A 16,770-nucleotide genomic window follows, 5' to 3' on the forward strand; every position below is an offset into this window, starting at 1 on the left:
TTAACTAAAATAAAAATCTTTCACAAATAAATCAATTGCATCAACTTAAAAAAACAATCGATTTTTACATAAAAAATTATGACAAACCTTGAATTATCTGAAAACGGAAACACAGCTTTTGAAAAAATTTTAGGTCATAATCCTGAAATTTTAAAACGATGGGATGCTTTAGAGCAAACGTTATGGCAAAACTCAATTTTACCTGCAGATTTATTAGAACAAGTTCGCCGAACAACTGCTTTTAAAAACGGTTGCGAATATTGTATGGTTAAGGCCGGAAAACCAAATTTTACGGCAGAACAACAAAATATTAGTTTAGCGGCTGGTTTTGCTGAGCTTTTTGCTATAAGCCCAAAAGATATTACTGCTGCGCATTTTTCTGTTTTAAAACAAAATTTTACAACACAACAAATTGCTGCGCTTTGTGCTTTTGTAGCTTTTGTTGATGCTTCTCAAAAACTAGGAAGATTATTTAATTTAACGGCAGATTTGCAACAAAATGCCCAAGTTACGTTAAGTGAATTATAAAATTATGAAAGATGCAAGCAGGTAAAACCAAAAGCTTTAGAAAAAAACTTTTAAATTGTTTACTTTTGTATTTTAAAAACAAGTACATAACATGATTATTCCAAAAACACGTGAAGAGATTGAACTAATGCGCGAAGCTGCTTTAATGGTTTCTAAAACATTAGGAATGTTAGCAACAGAAATAAAGCCGGGCATTACTACGCTGCAATTAGATAAATTAGCCGAAACTTATATTAGAGATCACGGAGCACTTCCAGGATTTTTAGGTTTGTACGATTGCCCTGCAACCTTACTTACATCGGTTAACGAGCAAATTGTTCATGGTTTACCTACCAATCGTCCGTTAGAAAATGGCGATGTACTTTCTGCAGATTTAGGTGCTATTGTTCATGGTTTTTACGGAGATCATTGTTACACGTTTGAAGTTGGTGATGCGGTGCCAGAAGAAACAAAAAAATTACTTCAGGTTACTAAAGAATCTTTATACGCAGGTATTCGAGAATTTAAAATTGGAAACCGCGTGGAAGATGTGGGTTTTGCCATTCAGAAATATGCTGAAGATAACGGTTACGGCGTAGTACGTGAATTGGTTGGACACGGTTTAGGACGCAAAATGCACGAAGCACCAGAAATGCCAAATTATGGAAAACGCGGACGGGAAACTTTTTGTTGAAGGCATGGTTGTAGCCATTGAACCAATGATTAACATGGGCACACGCAACATTAAACAATTAAAAGATGGTTGGACCATTGTAACACGTGACGGAAAACCTTCGGCGCATTTTGAACATGATGTTGCTTTAGTTGATGGTAAACCAGAATTACTTTCAACCTTTGCTTATATATACCAAGCATTAGGTATTACATCTAACGAGGAAGATGAATTTCGTAAAACACCGTTTGTGCTTTAATGAAAAAGCTTTTTAAATTTATACTAAATACCGTTCCGAGACCGCTATTAATTCAGTTAAGCTACGTAGCTCGACCGGTTTTAGCAATGGCCTTATCGGGTTCACGTTATACCGATCCGATTGATGGTAAAAGTTTTAAACAATTTTTACCTTACGGTTATGGTACGCAACGCAACAATGTGCTTTCGCCAAGCACCTTGTCTTTAGAAAGGCATCGTTTGCTTTGGTTGTATTTAAATCAGAAAACCGATTTTTTTACGCAACCTAAAAAAGTTTTACATTTTGCGCCCGAACAAGCCTTTTATAAACGTTTTAGAAAGCAAAAAAATTTAGATTATACCACAACCGATTTGTATTCGCCTTTGGCCGATGTTAAAGCTGATATTTGTAATTTACCTTTTGCAGCAAATAGCTACGATGTTTATTTTATGCAATCATGTTTTAGAACATATTCCAGATGACACCAAAGCTATGCAAGAACTTTATCGCGTACTAAAACCTGGTGGAATGGCAATTTTACAAATTCCGCAAGATTTAAATCGGGAAGTTACATTTGAAGATGATTCGATTACTGATCCGAAAGAACGTGCTAAAATTTTTGGGCAATACGACCATGTACGTGTTTACGGGCGTGATTATTTTGATAAACTTAGATCTGTAGGTTTTAAAGTTATTGAAGAAGATTACACCAAAAAGTTAACACCCGAAATGGTTGAAAAATATTGTTTAGCTCCCGGAGAAATTATTCCGGTTGTTTATAAATAAAAAAGCCCCAATTTGGGGCTTTTTTATTTATGCATTCTTTTTTTAATACGTAATCCAAATCCTAAAACAAGCAAAATAAATGCACCTATAAAAACGAATGTTTGGTTTTTAAAGGTTTTTGATTTTTTACTTACTATTTTATGTTCGTGTTTATCAAACAATAAATTAACAGGTTCTGCTTGAACTTGCACCGCTCTGTAAATTGCTTGGTTGTAATTTTCACCTAAAGGAACTACGTAAGGAAATTTATCTTGAAAATTATTTAAATTAATCCCAACATTATCATCAATTGGTACCTCAGATCCGACTAGCATTGCTAATGCAACATTAATGGCATCAACCTGAAGCGGACGTCCGTTAATCTGATCAACCGAATAAGTTGCATCGCTTCCTACTTTATACGTTAAAACATCAGGATAAATTTTAGTAAGTAATTTATCAACATATTTTTCAGGTTTGCGCTGTAAACCAGCAACGGTTACGTAGTTTAAAATTATTTCGCAAATTTCATTTTTTATTTTTGCTTCGTCATTGTGTTTCGAATTCAAATAAGTTATCATGGTTTCGTCATCAAAAATATACAATTGAGAAAACAAAACATGCCCAACGCGCCTAATGGTGTACCATTTATCGTTATTTTCAATAGCAGTAGTTGCATAATAATACAACTGATCTGGCAACATATTATTGGGAATTTCGAGCACAATTACAGACGAAATATTTTTAGTTGATAAGTTTGCCTTACTTGTAATATCAAAACTTGTTAAATCGTAAATGCCTTTTTTTGCTCTTTCTCTAAAAATTTCGAAACCAGGAACATTGCCCACAAACATATCATAAACGGTTCCTGTCCAAATTTTTATTCCGTTACTAAATTCTAATTCTTTGCTAATTGGGCCTTCGCCAATAAAAGTGCCAAGTTCATCAATTGCCGGTTCGGCATGATTGGCCATATATAGCTGAATCTGATTGTTTTTAAATGTAAATGTTGGTGATAAACCGTGCGTAAAGTTTGCATCATCCCCAATACAAAAACGATAAATACCTTGTTCTGAATAATTGGAAAGCGCATCAACTTTACTTTCAGGATTAAAATCCATTATAAAAACAGTTTTTCCGGGAGTTGCAGCTTTAAAAACAAAAACATCTGTTAAATCCAATTGTGGATTTTTAATCAGTAAAGAATGAGCATCTTTATCTGTTGCAAAACTTTTGGTAAGCATTAAAAACGAGACAAAAATGAACAACAATTTTTTCATGACAATAAAGTAGAAGATTACTATTCTAAATAAAACGTTAATATTACTACAAAATTACATTTTCAATTTTATCAAGTTAAAATTGGCAAGAAAAGCACTTTTAAAAAATTTATAAAAAAGTTCGAAAATTGCTAAATCAATGCAAAAGCTAAAATATAAAATCAAAAAAAATGTTATATTAAGTAATGTTCTTTAAATTTACATAAACAATGCCAATCTTTATGAAAAATATATTTTGTTGGATTATTTTATTCCTATGTTACGCGCCTACTATTTGGTCTCAAAACGGAACAGAAGTTGCTCCGCCTTACAATATTAAAACCGTTAGCTTTAAAAATGGCGGTCATAATATGGTGCCTATTTTTAAATTGGGCGAAACCTTTACTTTTGAGTTTGATGATTTGTTTGGAAACAATAACGATTATTACTTTACTATTGTGCATTGCGATACCGATTGGAAACCAACCAATATTTTAAAACAAGATTATTTACAAGGTAACGATGGCACTCGAATTTTAAACTACGAAAATTCGTTTAACACTTTACAAATGTATTCGCATTACAGCCTTAAAATTCCAAATGATGACGTAAAGCTTTTAATTAGCGGAAATTACATGTTAAACATATTAAACGATCAGCAAGAAGTTGTTTTTTCTCGCCGTTTTGTTTTGTACGAAGATTTGGTTTCTATTCCGATTCAAGTAAAGCGAGGCAGAAATGTTGAAACTATTAACGAAGTACAAAATTTAGATTTTGCTGTTAAAATGGGCGATTTGCAACTGCAAACGCCGTTTAGAAATATTGATTTAATTATTTTACAAAACGGAGATTGGAATACTAGCCGAAGCCACATAAAACCACAATATACAATAGCCAACGATTTAATATACAAATACGATAAAGAAACGCAGTTTTTAGCGGGCAATCAGTTTTTAAATTTTGACAACAGCAATGTTCGTGTTGCTAGTAATAATATTCAGCGCATTACCTTAACCGATTTGTACAACAGCTTTTTATACACCAACATACCAAGAGCTAACCAAGGTTATACATACAATCCAGATATATATGGGAATTTTTTAGTTCGTAATGTTGATGCAAATGATCCGGAAATTGAGGCAGATTATGTTTGGGTTTATTTTTCATTAGCACAAGATGAACTACCTGGTCAATCCATATACGTTACTGGTATGTTTAATAATTACTTGATGACCGACGAAAATAAAATGGCTTTTAATAAAAAAACAAATAAATACGAAGTTGCGCTTTTAATTAAACAAGGTTTTACTAACTTTCAGTATACCTTAGTTAACGATAAAACAAAACAAATTAATTTACAAAATGCTATTGATGGCAATTATTTTCAGACTCAAAACAATTACATTATTTTAGCGTATTCACAAAGGTAATAACGAACGTTATTACCGAGCAATTGGTATGGGAGAAGCATCTTCTATTGATATTACTAATTAAATATAAAAAAGGTTTAACAATAGTATTTTTGAAAAATTAAATTTAGATAGTACATTTAAAAGTTAAACGTTACGTTATATGGTTTCTCAAATTACAAATGGAATAAAAGTTAGTGTAAAAGCCAACTACATTGGTAGTTCTGTTTTTAACAATTATAAAGTTTACAATTTTACCTACCGTATCACAATAGATAATAACTCGAACGATACGGCCCAATTAGTTACGCGCCATTGGGAAATACTAGATGCGCTTAATCCCGTTAAATATGTTGACGGCGTGGGAGTAATTGGTAAAAAACCTATTATAAAACCTGGCGAAAGTTATAGCTACGAATCTTATTGTTCTTTATTTTCACCCTTTGGTGCTATGTTAGGTTTTTACTCCATGATTAATTTAGCTACAGCTACATTATTTGAAGTTACAATTCCTCGATTTAAACTTTATGCACCATTTGCAATCAATTAAACATTAGGTTGTTTAATTTATAGTTTTCATCATTTTATTTTGTACTTTCGTATTTAAACACTACAATTTTTAAGTAATAATTTTATGTCAAAAGGATTTTTTAATGTTCCTGTTGCTGTTAACGAGCCTGTAAAGGCATACGCACCAGGATCGTCAGAAAGAGAAGAAGTTTTAAAAGCTTTTAAATCATTTTATTCTCAAACTGTAGATATTCCATTATATATTGGTAAAGAAGAAGTTAGAACAGGAAAAACTAAAAATTTATTTCCTCCATTTGATCACCAACATCATTTAGGTGTTTACCACGAAGCAGACGAAACTTTAGTTAAAAAAGCGATTGCTGAAGCTATGGAAGCGCGTAAAAAATGGTCACAAATGGCTTGGGAACACAGAGCAGCAATTTTTTTAAAAGCTGCTGATTTATTAGCTGGTCCTTACCGTGCAAAAATAAATGCAGCAACTATGATTGCGCAAGGAAAAACGGTACATCAAGCAGAAATTGATTCGGCTTGTGAATTTATCGACTTCCTACGTTTCAACGTTCAGTACATGACTGAAATTTACAAACAACAACCAGTATCTTCTAAAGGAGTTTGGAACCGTGTAGAACAACGTCCATTAGAAGGTTTTGTATATGCAATCACACCATTTAACTTCACAGCTATTTCTGGTAACTTACCATCTTGTGTGGCTATGATGGGTAACGTTGTAGTATGGAAACCAGCTGCAACACAAATTTACTCAGCAAATGTAATTGTTGAAGTATTTAAAAAAGCAGGTTTACCTGACGGCGTAATTAACGTTGTTTACGGAAATTCTGCAATGATTACTGATACTGTATTAAATTCGGTTGATTTTGCTGGAATTCACTTCACAGGATCAACAGGCGTATTTAACGATTTCTGGAAAATAATTGGTCAAAACATAAGCAAATACAAAACTTACCCACGTATTGTTGGTGAAACAGGTGGTAAAGATTTTGTTTGGGCACACCCAACTGCTGATGCAAAAGAAGTTGCAACTGCACTTTCTCGCGGAGCGTTTGAATACCAAGGACAAAAATGTTCGGCAGCTTCTCGAGCGTACATTCCTGCTTCATTATGGGAAGATGTTAAAAAATATGTAGTTGCTGATGTTAGCTCATTTAAAATGGGATCACCAGAAGATATGAGCAACTTTGTTTCTGCTGTAATCACCGAAAGTTCTTTTGATAAATTAGCTAAAGCTATTGATGATGCAAAAGCATCTAACGAAGCTGAAATTGTTGTTGGTGGTGGATACGATAAATCTAAAGGTTGGTTTATTGAACCTACGGTTATTGTAACAACAAACCCAAAATATGATACAATGGAGCGTGAATTATTCGGTCCGGTATTAACGGTTTATGTTTATGAAGATGCGAAATGGGAAGAAAGCTTACAATTAGTTGACAGCACTTCTGAATACGCATTAACAGGAGCTATTTTCTCTGGTTGTCGTTATGCTATTGAAACAGCATCTAAAGCATTAGAAAATGCTGCTGGTAACTTCTACATTAACGATAAGCCAACTGGTGCTGTTGTAGGACAACAACCTTTTGGTGGTGCAAGAGGGTCTGGAACTAATGATAAAGCAGGTTCTATGGTAAACTTGTTACGTTGGGTTTCTCCGCGTACAATTAAAGAAACATTTGTACCAGATACAGATTACAGATATCCTTTTTTAGGATAATCATCATACAAAAAAGCCAGCTGATAGCTGGCTTTTTTTATAACTCATCTAAACCTTTTCGGTTGTTTTTTGTAGCAGTTTTAAAAACTTTTGGCGGTACACCAACTATATTTTTAAATTGTTTGGATAAATAAGGAACGCTGCTATAATTTAATTGAAAAGCAATTTCTTTTAATGACAAATCGTTGTAAATTAAAAGTTCTTTAACCTTTTCAATTCGCAATTCAATAGCCAATTGTTCAATTGTTTTACTTTTATGCTTAAAGTAAACTTCGTTAAGTTTGGCTATTTCTATTCCAATTTTTTGTTCTAAATATTCTTTAAAACCAATTACAAACTTTTCATCATTTTCTGCTGCATAATACTGAATCAAGTTTTGCTTTATTTTATCAACTAAAATATTTTCCTGATCTTGTAACAACTCAAAACCAATCGCTTCGATCGCATTTTTAAATAAATTGATTTGATTAGCAGTGAGCGGTTCGTGAAAAAAAACTTCACCCAACTCAATTTTACGCACCGGTAATTTTTGTTGCGTAGTAATTTGTTCAATCGCTAAAACACAGCGCTGACAAACCATATTTTTAATGGGTAAGCTTGTATGTTGCATTATTGCTTTTCAATCTTAAAACCAACTTGACGCAAAGCAGCTTTTACCTCGTCGGTAACCTCATCTTCAGATTCAATCGTTAAAAGTTTAGCAGGATTATCTGTGTCAACATGCCAAGATTTTACCACTTCTAATTGATTTAAAACTGGAGTAACTTTTGCAACACAACTGCCACAATTTATGTTTGATTTGTACGTAACTTTTTTCATATGTATATAATTATTTAAATTTTAATCGCAAACTATTTGCTACCACGCTAACCGAACTTAATGCCATTGCTGCTCCAGCCCACATCGGGTTTAATAAAAAGCCATTGTAAAAATACAATGCTCCGGCTGCAATTGGAATACCAATAATATTATAAATAAAAGCCCAAAACAAATTTTGTTTGATGGTATTTTGTGTTTGCTTAGAAACGCTAATGGCTTGCGGAATTTTATCTAAATCGGATGAAATAATAGTCATTTGGGCAACGTCCATAGCTACATCACTGCCTTTACCCATAGCTAAGCTAACATCGGCCTGAGCTAAAGCATTGGTATCGTTTACCCCATCACCCACCATGGCTACAACTTTACCTTGAGCTTGTAGTTGCTTTACGTAAGCAGCTTTTTCATCGGGCAAAACACCGGCTTTAAATGTTTTAATACCTACTTGGTTTGCAATGGCTTGTGCCGTTTCATATTGATCACCCGTTAACATAATAACATCAATATGCATTTTTTGTAGGTGATCAATGGCATTTTTAGATGTTGCTTTTACTGCATCTGCAATAGCTAGAACTCCTAACAAGTTGTTATTTTTAGCAAAATAAATAATGGTTTCGGCAAGGTTTTTTCGGTTATTTTTCCAATCTAAAACATCAATTGGTATGCTAATTTTATTTTGCTCCATTAAAGGTAAATTACCCACCCAAAACGTATCGTTAAAATAAGTTGCTTTAACGCCTTGCCCAACTAAATTTTCGATAGTTATGTTTTCTATATAACGAGTTTCATCTTTAAAATAGTTTACAACTGCATCAGCTAACGGATGTTCGGATTGTTTTTCGATGCTGTATAAAACTTCTATTTCTGGAGCTTGTAATCCGTAAGTTGCTTGTACGCTAGGTTCGCCTTTTGTAATGGTTCCGGTTTTATCTAAAACTACGGTTGTAATATGTTGGGCGCGTTCTAAACTTTCGGCATCTTGAACTAAAATTCCTTTTTCGGCAGCTTTACCCATACCAACCATTATAGCAGTTGGTGTTGCTAAACCTAAAGCACATGGGCAGGCAATAACTAAAACGGTTACAAAGGCGTTAAGTCCTAAAACAAAACCGTTTTGTGAGGCTAGAAACAACCAAACAAAAAAACTTAAACATGCGATTGCAACAACAATTGGAACAAATATTTTAGAAACCTTATCTACCAAATGTTGAATGGGTGCTTTACTGCTTTGCGCTTGTTCTACTTTTAAAATAATTTGACTTAATAAAGTTTGGCTGCCAACTTTGTTAGCTTGTATTCTAAAACTACCTTTTTGATTTAAAGTTCCGGCATAAACAGTATCATTAATCTGTTTAGCAACAGCAATGGGTTCGCCCGTTATCATGCTCTCATCTACATACGATGAGCCAGAAATTACGTGCCCATCTACAGGAATTTTATCACCTGGTTTAACAACTACCCAATCGCCTACTAAAACTTCATCAATTGTAATTTCAATTTCTTGATTGTTACGAATTACCCATAAATTTTTTGCTTGTAAACCCATTAATTTTTCGAGCGAATCAAAGGTTTGTATTTTGGCTCTTTCTTCTAAAAAACGTCCAAAAAGCACAAAAGCAATTACAATTCCTGCCGATTCGAAATATACATGTGCATGAATGCCACGTGCATGCCAAAAATCAGGAAAAAACAAAACGAATAAGCTGTAAATATAAGCTACACCGGTGCTTAAAGCGACCAACGTATCCATATTTGCACTTTTAATTTTAGCTTGTTGATAAGCACGGACAAAAAAAGAATTACCAAAATACAAAACCAACGGCGTTGCAAGCACAAACATAATCCAATTGGCATATGGCACATCCATAAAAAACATACCAATAACCAATAAAGGCAATGCAAAAATGGTTGCCCCGATTAGCTTAAATTGCAATTGTTTAAATTGTTTGCGCTTTATTTCTTTCTGTTTTTCTTTATCTTTTTTTAAATCTTCAATCAATAAATCAAAACCTGCATTTTGAACCGCTGTTTTTAATTGGTGGGGTTGCACAATATTTGCTGCATATTTTACAACGGCTTGCTGCGTAGCGTAATTAACTTCGGCACTAAAAACACCAACCTGATCTTGTAATATAGATTGGCTTGATGATGCACATGCTGCACACGACATGTTAAGCACCGGATAAGTGCTTTCTATTAAATCAAGATTAATTTGCTGCTGTTTTAAAAAAGCAACAAATTCTAACCAATGATCGGGATCGAAGGCTTTGCCAGATTCAACCTGTAAAACATGTTGTTGATTTTTTGGCTGCCAAGATGTATTATTTTGAATCCAATCTAAAACTGCATTTGCTTGTTGCGTAGATAAAGACGGAAAATTGATAGTAAACGAATGCATAGCTTGTTGTTTGAATATCAAAGTTCGGAAATTAAACTTAAAATGTTTTATACAATTGCCGCTATTTGTTATACTGCTTTTGTTACTAACAGTTATTAACAAAATACCAACTTATAAACATTTAATGTTAATAACTTAATAAACATAAGCAAAACAGCTATTTATATAAATTAGTTATTAACAATATTTATTAACAAAGTTTGCAGTTATTAACAGCCAGTTAAAAATAAGCAACAAAAAATCCCAAAACAAATAGCTTTGGGATTTAGATATTTTTTATAATCCTTTATATTTTAAAGGTAAATGCACTACTTTTTTAGTTTCAAAAAATTCATCTTCAAAAAAATCAGACAAATCATATAAGGTTGCGCGTGGATAATCTTGCAATTCTTCTGTTAAATCTCCACCTTTTAAATATAATACACCGTTTAACAGCTCGTGCTGATTATCTTTTTTAGTACGGTGTCTAATCCATTTCACAAAATCGGGCATGTTTGTAACCGCTCGAGAAACAATAAAATCGAATTGCTCTTCTACCTTTTCAGCTCTTTTTTGTTCGGCTTTAATGTTGGTTAAACCTAAACCTGCAATTACCTCGTTTACCACTTTAATTTTTTTGGCAATAATATCAATCGCATAAAAATTAGTTTCAGGAAACAAAATTGCTAATGGAATTGCCGGAAAACCACCACCGGTACCCACATCCATAACATGCGCACCTGGATTAAATTTTTGCACTTTGGCAATACCTAATGAATGTAAAACGTGTTTGGTATATAACTCGTCAATATCTTTACGAGAAATAACGTTAATTTTTGCATTCCAATCTTTATATAAAGGTTCAAGTTTTTCGAATTGTGTAACCTGCTCTGGGGTTAGGTCTGGAAAATATTTTAAAATATCTTTCATGATAATAAATTTTAGGCAAAAGTACATTTTTTTATGTATTATATTTAGGTAAAAAAAGCGAAAAGATTCAACTTAATATGCTAAATTTGATATTCGTTTACGAACAACCAAATTTTAATTTATTATTATACATAACATGAATCCACTATCTGACAGAATCAAAAACCTATCTGTTTCTCAAACCTTAGCTATGGCAGCTAAAGCAAGAGAACTAAAAGCCCAAGGAATTGATATTATTAGTTTAAGTTTAGGGGAGCCAGATTTTTTTACACCTGATGTAATTAAAGAAGCAGCAAAACGTGCGATTGATGAAAACTGGAGTACCTACTCACCAGTTGATGGGTACGTAGAATTAAAACAAGCTATTCAACATAAATTTAAACGTGACAATAATTTAACTTACGATTTAAATCAAATTGTAGTTTCTACCGGAGCAAAACAATCTTTATACAACATAGCACAAGCTATGATAAATCCTGGGGACGAAGTTATTTTACCTGCTCCTTATTGGGTTTCTTACTCTGAAATTGTTAAAATGGCTGGTGGAATTCCGGTTGAAGTTCCGACTACGGTAGAAAGCGATTTTAAAATGACGCCAGCGCAATTAGCAGCAGCTGTTACGCCTAAAACAAAAATGATGTGGTTTAGTTCGCCTTGTAACCCATCAGGTTCTATTTACAATAAAGAAGAATTAACAGCATTAGCTGAAGTTTTAGTTAAAAATAATATTTACGTAGTTTCTGACGAAATTTACGAACACATAAATTTTACGGGCAATCACTGCTCAATTGCTTCAATACCGGGCATGTTTGATTTAACCATTACCGTTAATGGTGTTGCCAAAGCATTTGCTATGACCGGCTACCGAATTGGTTATATTGGAGCGCCAGAAGCTATTGCAAAAGCTTGTACAAAACTGCAAGGGCAAGTAACTTCTGGAGCAAACTCAATTGCGCAACGCGCTACCATTACAGCCATTGAAACCGATCCGAAAACATTTAGTTACATGACTGAAGCTTTTCATAAACGCAGAGATTTAGTAGTTGGTTTACTAAAAGAAATTCCTGGTTTTAAAATTAACATACCAGAAGGAGCGTTTTATGTTTTTCCTGATGTTTCTGAGTTTTTTGGTAAAACCTTAAAAGGGACCTTAATTAACAATGCCGACGATTTTTCGTTATTTTTACTAGAGCATGCTAATGTTGCTACGGTAACCGGAGCAGCTTTTGGTAATGCTAATTGCATCCGTTTATCTTATGCTATAAGCGAAGAATTACTTAAAGAAGCATTACGCAGAATTAAAGATGTTACCGCTTTTTAAAAACAACAAATCAAAAATACAAATCCCAATCGTTTAGATTGGGATTTTTTTGGCCTAAATAAAACGCGTTAATTTTAATGCAAACCAAGCTTTGTCATTATTCAATAAAAACAGAATGCGTATATTTGGCGTACATCGGCTAGAAATTAATTTTTAAAAAACTTAATTTAAACTTTAAACTTTATCAATCTCATGTCAACAGCAAAAAAAGAAGCAATTCGCACCACCTATTTTAGCATTGTAAGCAGTTTTTCGCTGGCTTTAATAAAAGGCATTGCTGGTGTTTTAGGTAATTCGTATGCGCTAATTGCTGATGCAATAGAATCTACTGCTGATGTTTTTGCTTCGATTTTGGTTTTATTTGGTATTAAATACGCGCACAAACCTGCTGATTACGACCATCCGTACGGACACGGAAAAGCTGAAGCTTTAGTAACTTTTGTTGTTGTAGGTATTTTACTTTTTTCGGCCGGATTTATTGCTTATCAAAGTATTGAAAACATAACAACACCCCACGAAGGTCCGAAGGCTTGGACCTTGCTTGTTTTGTTAGGAATTATTGTTTGGAAAGAATATTCGTTTCAGGTCGTAATGAAAAAAGCAAAAAAAATTAATTCATCTGCCTTAGCGGCTGATGCCTGGCACCACCGAAGCGATGCCATTACATCGGTTACCGCATTTGTAGGAATTACAATTGCTTTAACCATGGGGCCGGGTTATGAATCGGCTGATGATTGGGCCGCCCTTTTTGCTGCCTTATTTATTATATACAACAGCTATAAAATTTTTAAACCTGCTTTAAATGAGGTAATGGATGAAACCTCGTACCCTGAAATTGAAGAAAAAATCAGAGCGATTGCCGCACAAGTTCCCGATATTTTAGGCACCGAGAAATGCATTATTAGAAAATCAGGAATTAAATATCATGTAGAACTTCATGCACTGGTTGAGGAAAACATGACAGTAAGAAAAAGTCATGATTTGGGCCATGTTTTAAAAGATACGCTTAATAAAAAAATTCCCGAATTGGGTTATATTATTATTCATATTGAACCTAATAATTGTACAAACTGTTAAATAACAACAACTTTGGATTTACTTATACAAAACTTTCAGAAACATGTTGATCTTACTGAAGAAGAACAACGCTTAATTTTAAGCTTAGTGGAGAAAGAAAGCTATAAAGCACGTACCATTTTATTAAAACCCGGAGAAATTGCCAATATTACTTATTTTGTAATTGAAGGCATGATTCGCAGTTACACGGTAGATACCAACGGAACCGAACATGTTTTAAGTTTGGCATCACCCAATTGGTTTATAACTGATATGTACAGTTTGGTTTCTAGAAAACCGGCGCAACAATATTTATCTGTAATAAACGATGCGATTGTTTATAAACTGAGCCGTGAAAATCAGGAAAAACTTTATGTACAAGTACCTAAGTTAGAACGCTTTTTTAGAATTTTAATTGAAAAATCGGTTGTAGCACATCAACAACGTTTAATTGATAATTTGTCGTTAACGGCAGAAGATCGTTATGCTAAATTTTGTTCTAAATATCCTGATTTTATTCAATGCATTCCGCAAAAATACATTGCATCTTATATTGGGGTTACGCCCGAATTTTTTAGTAAAATGAAAGCACGTTTATTAAAACGGTAATTGTTAATAACTTTGTTTATAACTACGTTTAAAACTTATTTATCAATTATAAATGAACAAATAAACAACACAGTTATCAACAATTCAAACAGAAGCAAAACCCTGTAAATCAATGCATTTACAACATTATAAACAAATAGTTTATAACTTAAAATAAGGTTATAAACAATTATATAATAACTTAACTAGTTATCAACAAAAAAAGGTTCGTAATTACGAACCTTTTTTATTATTAGGATTTGAATATTAATACGGAAGGAATATTTTTTAACCAAATGCTTCGGGTTTCAATCAATTTTTTCCAACTTTCAATACTTACCACCATTAAATCTTGTTGTGAGAAAATTTCGGGCGAAATATCTTTTGGATCGATCACTGAAATATGATTTGGTTTAACCTGCTCGATAGATCGGATCAGTTCTTTAATCATAAAGTTATGATTTACCTGATGCAGCACATCAATTATAATAACTTGCGAATCGTTGTTGTGAATAAACTTTTGTGCATATTCAATTAAAAATATATCATCTTTTGTAAAAATTGGAATAATAATGGTATCTATTTTTTCTAGATTTTTATCAATTAAAATTCCGGTTGGTATTTTACTATGTAAGGTAATTTGATGGGTTGTTTCGTTAAACGGTGTGTTTTCGAACAATCCTTCTTTACGCATTACTTTGTTTAAAATTCGATCTGGATTTACTATTTGCGTGGTAAAACCTAGCAAACGGCCTAACAAGGTTCCTTCAAAAATAGATTCGCCTGCATCAACCAAAAGTAAATCGTAATCGCCATTATTGGCCACATTAATAATTTCGGTTTCTACATCAGAAGAAACCTTAAACATGGTATTTACCTTTTGATTTAAAGCTTGACATTCTTCAATAACCGGATCTAAATGTTCTTCTTCATAATTATCCTCGAAACCAAAAATTTCGTCAGAAGGCGCAACTAACAAGGCAGTTACCGATGAATTATTAATTTGCTTTTTAGAAAGCGCGTTACTTAATAACAATAGCTTTTTACCTTTTGCCTGATTGGCAAACGAAAACAAAATTTTAAATTTATTTTTATATGAAACTTGTTCGATTACCTCGTCAGAAGATTTGAATATTTTATTAATTATATCGATAGATGGACCGGTCATAAACGTTGTTACCAGAGCCATAATTACCATCATGGCAAAAACTTCGCCGTTTAAAACACCTAAATCAAAACCGATATTAAGCACCACCAATTCCATTAAACCACGCGTATTCATTAAAGCACCAATGGTTAAGCTATCTTTCCAACTTTGCCCAACAAATTTGGCGGCAAATGCACTACCTATAAATTTACCAACTACGGCAACTAAAATAATTAGCCCAGTAATTTTCCATAAGTACGCATCGTTAATTAATCCCATTTCGGTTCGTAAACCGGTGTAAACAAAGAACAAGGGTAAGAATAAGGTTAAGGCAACATCCTCTACCTTTTCAATAAAAGCTTGTCTAAAACGCATATTATCTGGCATAATAGCACCGGTCATAAAAGCACCAAATAAGGCATGAATACCAATAACCTCAGTTGCATAAGCGGATATAATTAAGGTAATTAAAAATATAGCTACCAACGATTTGGTTAAGTTTTTACCGTTTGAGCTCGAATCGGCAACGCGTTTTAAAAACGGACGTACCATGTACAACATTAGTAATACGTATATAATTGCTAAGGCAATAACATATAAAGAACTAATAAAAGAACCTGCTTTAACAATAGCAATTACCGCGGCTAAAATACACCATGCAGTAATATCATCAGCCGCTGCGGCTGTAATAACTACCGTTCCTAATTTGGTTTTATGAATGTCACGTTCTTGTACAATACGTGCTAAAACCGGAAAGGCAGTAATGCTCATAGCAATACCTAAAAATAAGGCGAAGGATAAAAATTCTACCCCAGGAGGAGCAAATTGCGTAAAAATAGAATACGCCAACACCATTCCTAAAGTAAATGGAATAATAATACTTAAATGCGATATTACAATGGCATCGTTAGCTTTGCTTTTTATCACTTTTAAATCTAGCTCCATCCCTACAACAAACATGAATAATATTAAACCGATTTGGCTTAAAAATTCTAAGTTACCTAAAGATTCAACAGGAAAAAGTGCTGCAGAAAGTTCTGGAAAATAACTACCAAAAAAAGATGGCCCTAAGGCAATACCAGCAATAATTTCACCAATAACAGAGGGTTGTCCGATTTTTTTAAAAATCCATCCAAAAAAACGTGCTACCAAAACAATGGTAATAATTTGAATTAATAACACCGCCAACGGATGTTCTAAATTATGTTGCAACGAATTTAAAAAATCTTGAAAATAACCTTCTGAAGTTACTGCTTGCGTAACTATATCACTACTATTTTTCTGCTCAAGGAATTTACCTTGATTGCCAACCCAATACATAATGAAGCCAAAAAGGGCAATCATTAACATATAAAAAACTGAATTTCTATATTTTGCCATAATCATTTAATTTGATTACAAATAAATTACGTTTTACGGAC

At 33.2% G+C, this 16,770-nt stretch carries 12 protein-coding genes and 3 pseudogenes; 9 read left to right on the forward strand and 6 right to left on the reverse strand.

Annotated features, from left to right (window positions below; genetic code table 11):
* Window positions 1–78 precede the first annotated feature (78 nt).
* The 3 genes and pseudogenes from K5I29_RS09190 (at window position 79) to K5I29_RS09200 (ending at window position 2,204) form a co-directional block, all read left to right on the forward strand.
* Window positions 79–528, forward strand: coding sequence for a carboxymuconolactone decarboxylase family protein (locus K5I29_RS09190; protein WP_264432712.1), 450 nt, complete (start codon window positions 79–81; stop codon window positions 526–528).
* A gap of 91 nt (window positions 529–619) precedes the next feature.
* Window positions 620–1,439: pseudogene (gene map / locus K5I29_RS09195) on the forward strand (type I methionyl aminopeptidase).
* Window positions 1,439–2,204 (forward strand): annotated as a pseudogene (locus tag K5I29_RS09200) (class I SAM-dependent methyltransferase). The pseudogenes map and K5I29_RS09200 overlap by 1 nt, the downstream one beginning before the upstream one ends.
* A 23-nt stretch (window positions 2,205–2,227) precedes the next feature.
* Here K5I29_RS09200 and K5I29_RS09205 read toward each other — a convergent pair.
* Window positions 2,228–3,463: a DUF4331 domain-containing protein gene (locus K5I29_RS09205; protein ID WP_264432714.1), complete on the reverse strand. Its 1,236-nt coding sequence runs from the start codon at window positions 3,461–3,463 to the stop codon at window positions 2,228–2,230.
* A gap of 221 nt (window positions 3,464–3,684) precedes the next feature.
* Between K5I29_RS09205 and K5I29_RS09210 the strand changes: the two are divergent.
* The 3 genes and pseudogenes from K5I29_RS09210 to pruA all read left to right on the forward strand — a co-directional run bounded on the left by K5I29_RS09210 (window position 3,685) and on the right by pruA (window position 7,111).
* A pseudogene (locus tag K5I29_RS09210) lies at window positions 3,685–4,936 on the forward strand (type IX secretion system plug protein).
* A 78-nt stretch (window positions 4,937–5,014) separates the two neighbouring features.
* Window positions 5,015–5,401, forward strand: coding sequence for a Co2+/Mg2+ efflux protein ApaG (apaG, locus tag K5I29_RS09215; RefSeq protein WP_264432716.1), 387 nt, complete (start codon window positions 5,015–5,017; stop codon window positions 5,399–5,401).
* Window positions 5,402–5,485: 84 nt separating this feature from the next.
* Window positions 5,486–7,111 (forward strand): L-glutamate gamma-semialdehyde dehydrogenase, encoded by a 1,626-nt coding sequence (gene pruA / locus K5I29_RS09220; protein ID WP_264432718.1) that lies wholly within the window; start codon window positions 5,486–5,488, stop codon window positions 7,109–7,111.
* 37 nt (window positions 7,112–7,148) lie between these two features.
* Here pruA and K5I29_RS09225 read toward each other — a convergent pair whose 3' ends face one another.
* The 4 genes from K5I29_RS09225 to rsmG form a co-directional block, all read right to left on the reverse strand.
* On the reverse strand, window positions 7,149–7,691 hold the full coding sequence (locus tag K5I29_RS09225; RefSeq protein ID WP_264432719.1) for a helix-turn-helix domain-containing protein: 543 nt from the start codon (window positions 7,689–7,691) through the stop codon (window positions 7,149–7,151).
* 29 nt (window positions 7,692–7,720) lie between these two features.
* A complete protein-coding gene (locus K5I29_RS09230; RefSeq protein WP_264432721.1) occupies window positions 7,721–7,930 on the reverse strand; it encodes a heavy-metal-associated domain-containing protein in 210 nt (69 codons plus the stop codon).
* 10 nt (window positions 7,931–7,940) lie between these two features.
* Window positions 7,941–10,328 carry a heavy metal translocating P-type ATPase gene (locus tag K5I29_RS09235; protein WP_264432722.1) on the reverse strand — a complete coding sequence of 796 codons (2,388 nt, stop codon included), beginning with the start codon at window positions 10,326–10,328 and terminating at the stop codon, window positions 7,941–7,943.
* A gap of 276 nt (window positions 10,329–10,604) precedes the next feature.
* Window positions 10,605–11,237, reverse strand: a complete 633-nt coding sequence (gene rsmG / locus K5I29_RS09240) for a 16S rRNA (guanine(527)-N(7))-methyltransferase RsmG (protein WP_264432724.1) — start codon at window positions 11,235–11,237, stop codon at window positions 10,605–10,607.
* Window positions 11,238–11,373: 136 nt separating this feature from the next.
* Here rsmG and K5I29_RS09245 point away from each other — a divergent pair, with 136 nt between their 5' ends.
* From K5I29_RS09245 to K5I29_RS09255, 3 genes are all read left to right on the forward strand, one after another.
* A complete protein-coding gene (locus K5I29_RS09245) occupies window positions 11,374–12,558 on the forward strand; it encodes a pyridoxal phosphate-dependent aminotransferase (RefSeq protein ID WP_264432725.1) in 1,185 nt (394 codons plus the stop codon).
* Window positions 12,559–12,750: 192 nt separating this feature from the next.
* Window positions 12,751–13,635, forward strand: coding sequence for a cation diffusion facilitator family transporter (locus K5I29_RS09250; protein ID WP_264432727.1), 885 nt, complete (start codon window positions 12,751–12,753; stop codon window positions 13,633–13,635).
* 12 nt (window positions 13,636–13,647) lie between these two features.
* Window positions 13,648–14,223 (forward strand): Crp/Fnr family transcriptional regulator, encoded by a 576-nt coding sequence (locus K5I29_RS09255; protein WP_264432728.1) that lies wholly within the window; start codon window positions 13,648–13,650, stop codon window positions 14,221–14,223.
* A 232-nt stretch (window positions 14,224–14,455) separates the two neighbouring features.
* Here the strand turns inward: K5I29_RS09255 and K5I29_RS09260 are convergent, their stop codons facing one another.
* A complete protein-coding gene (locus K5I29_RS09260; RefSeq protein WP_264432729.1) occupies window positions 14,456–16,729 on the reverse strand; it encodes a cation:proton antiporter in 2,274 nt (757 codons plus the stop codon).
* Window positions 16,730–16,770: the final 41 nt, after the last annotated feature.

Origin of the sequence: Flavobacterium agricola, from assembly GCF_025919725.1 — a bacterium.
Classification (GTDB): domain Bacteria; phylum Bacteroidota; class Bacteroidia; order Flavobacteriales; family Flavobacteriaceae; genus Flavobacterium; species Flavobacterium agricola.

Coding starts and splice junctions, on each gene's coding strand:
- K5I29_RS09190 (WP_264432712.1), top strand. CDS start 79: ATGACAAACCTTGAATTATCTGAAAACGGAAACACAGCTTTTGAAAAA.
- K5I29_RS09205 (WP_264432714.1), bottom strand. CDS start 3,463: ATGAAAAAATTGTTGTTCATTTTTGTCTCGTTTTTAATGCTTACCAAA.
- apaG (WP_264432716.1), top strand. CDS start 5,015: ATGGTTTCTCAAATTACAAATGGAATAAAAGTTAGTGTAAAAGCCAAC.
- pruA (WP_264432718.1), top strand. CDS start 5,486: ATGTCAAAAGGATTTTTTAATGTTCCTGTTGCTGTTAACGAGCCTGTA.
- K5I29_RS09225 (WP_264432719.1), bottom strand. CDS start 7,691: ATGGTTTGTCAGCGCTGTGTTTTAGCGATTGAACAAATTACTACGCAA.
- K5I29_RS09230 (WP_264432721.1), bottom strand. CDS start 7,930: ATGAAAAAAGTTACGTACAAATCAAACATAAATTGTGGCAGTTGTGTT.
- K5I29_RS09235 (WP_264432722.1), bottom strand. CDS start 10,328: ATGCATTCGTTTACTATCAATTTTCCGTCTTTATCTACGCAACAAGCA.
- rsmG (WP_264432724.1), bottom strand. CDS start 11,237: ATGAAAGATATTTTAAAATATTTTCCAGACCTAACCCCAGAGCAGGTT.
- K5I29_RS09245 (WP_264432725.1), top strand. CDS start 11,374: ATGAATCCACTATCTGACAGAATCAAAAACCTATCTGTTTCTCAAACC.
- K5I29_RS09250 (WP_264432727.1), top strand. CDS start 12,751: ATGTCAACAGCAAAAAAAGAAGCAATTCGCACCACCTATTTTAGCATT.
- K5I29_RS09260 (WP_264432729.1), bottom strand. CDS start 16,729: ATGGCAAAATATAGAAATTCAGTTTTTTATATGTTAATGATTGCCCTT.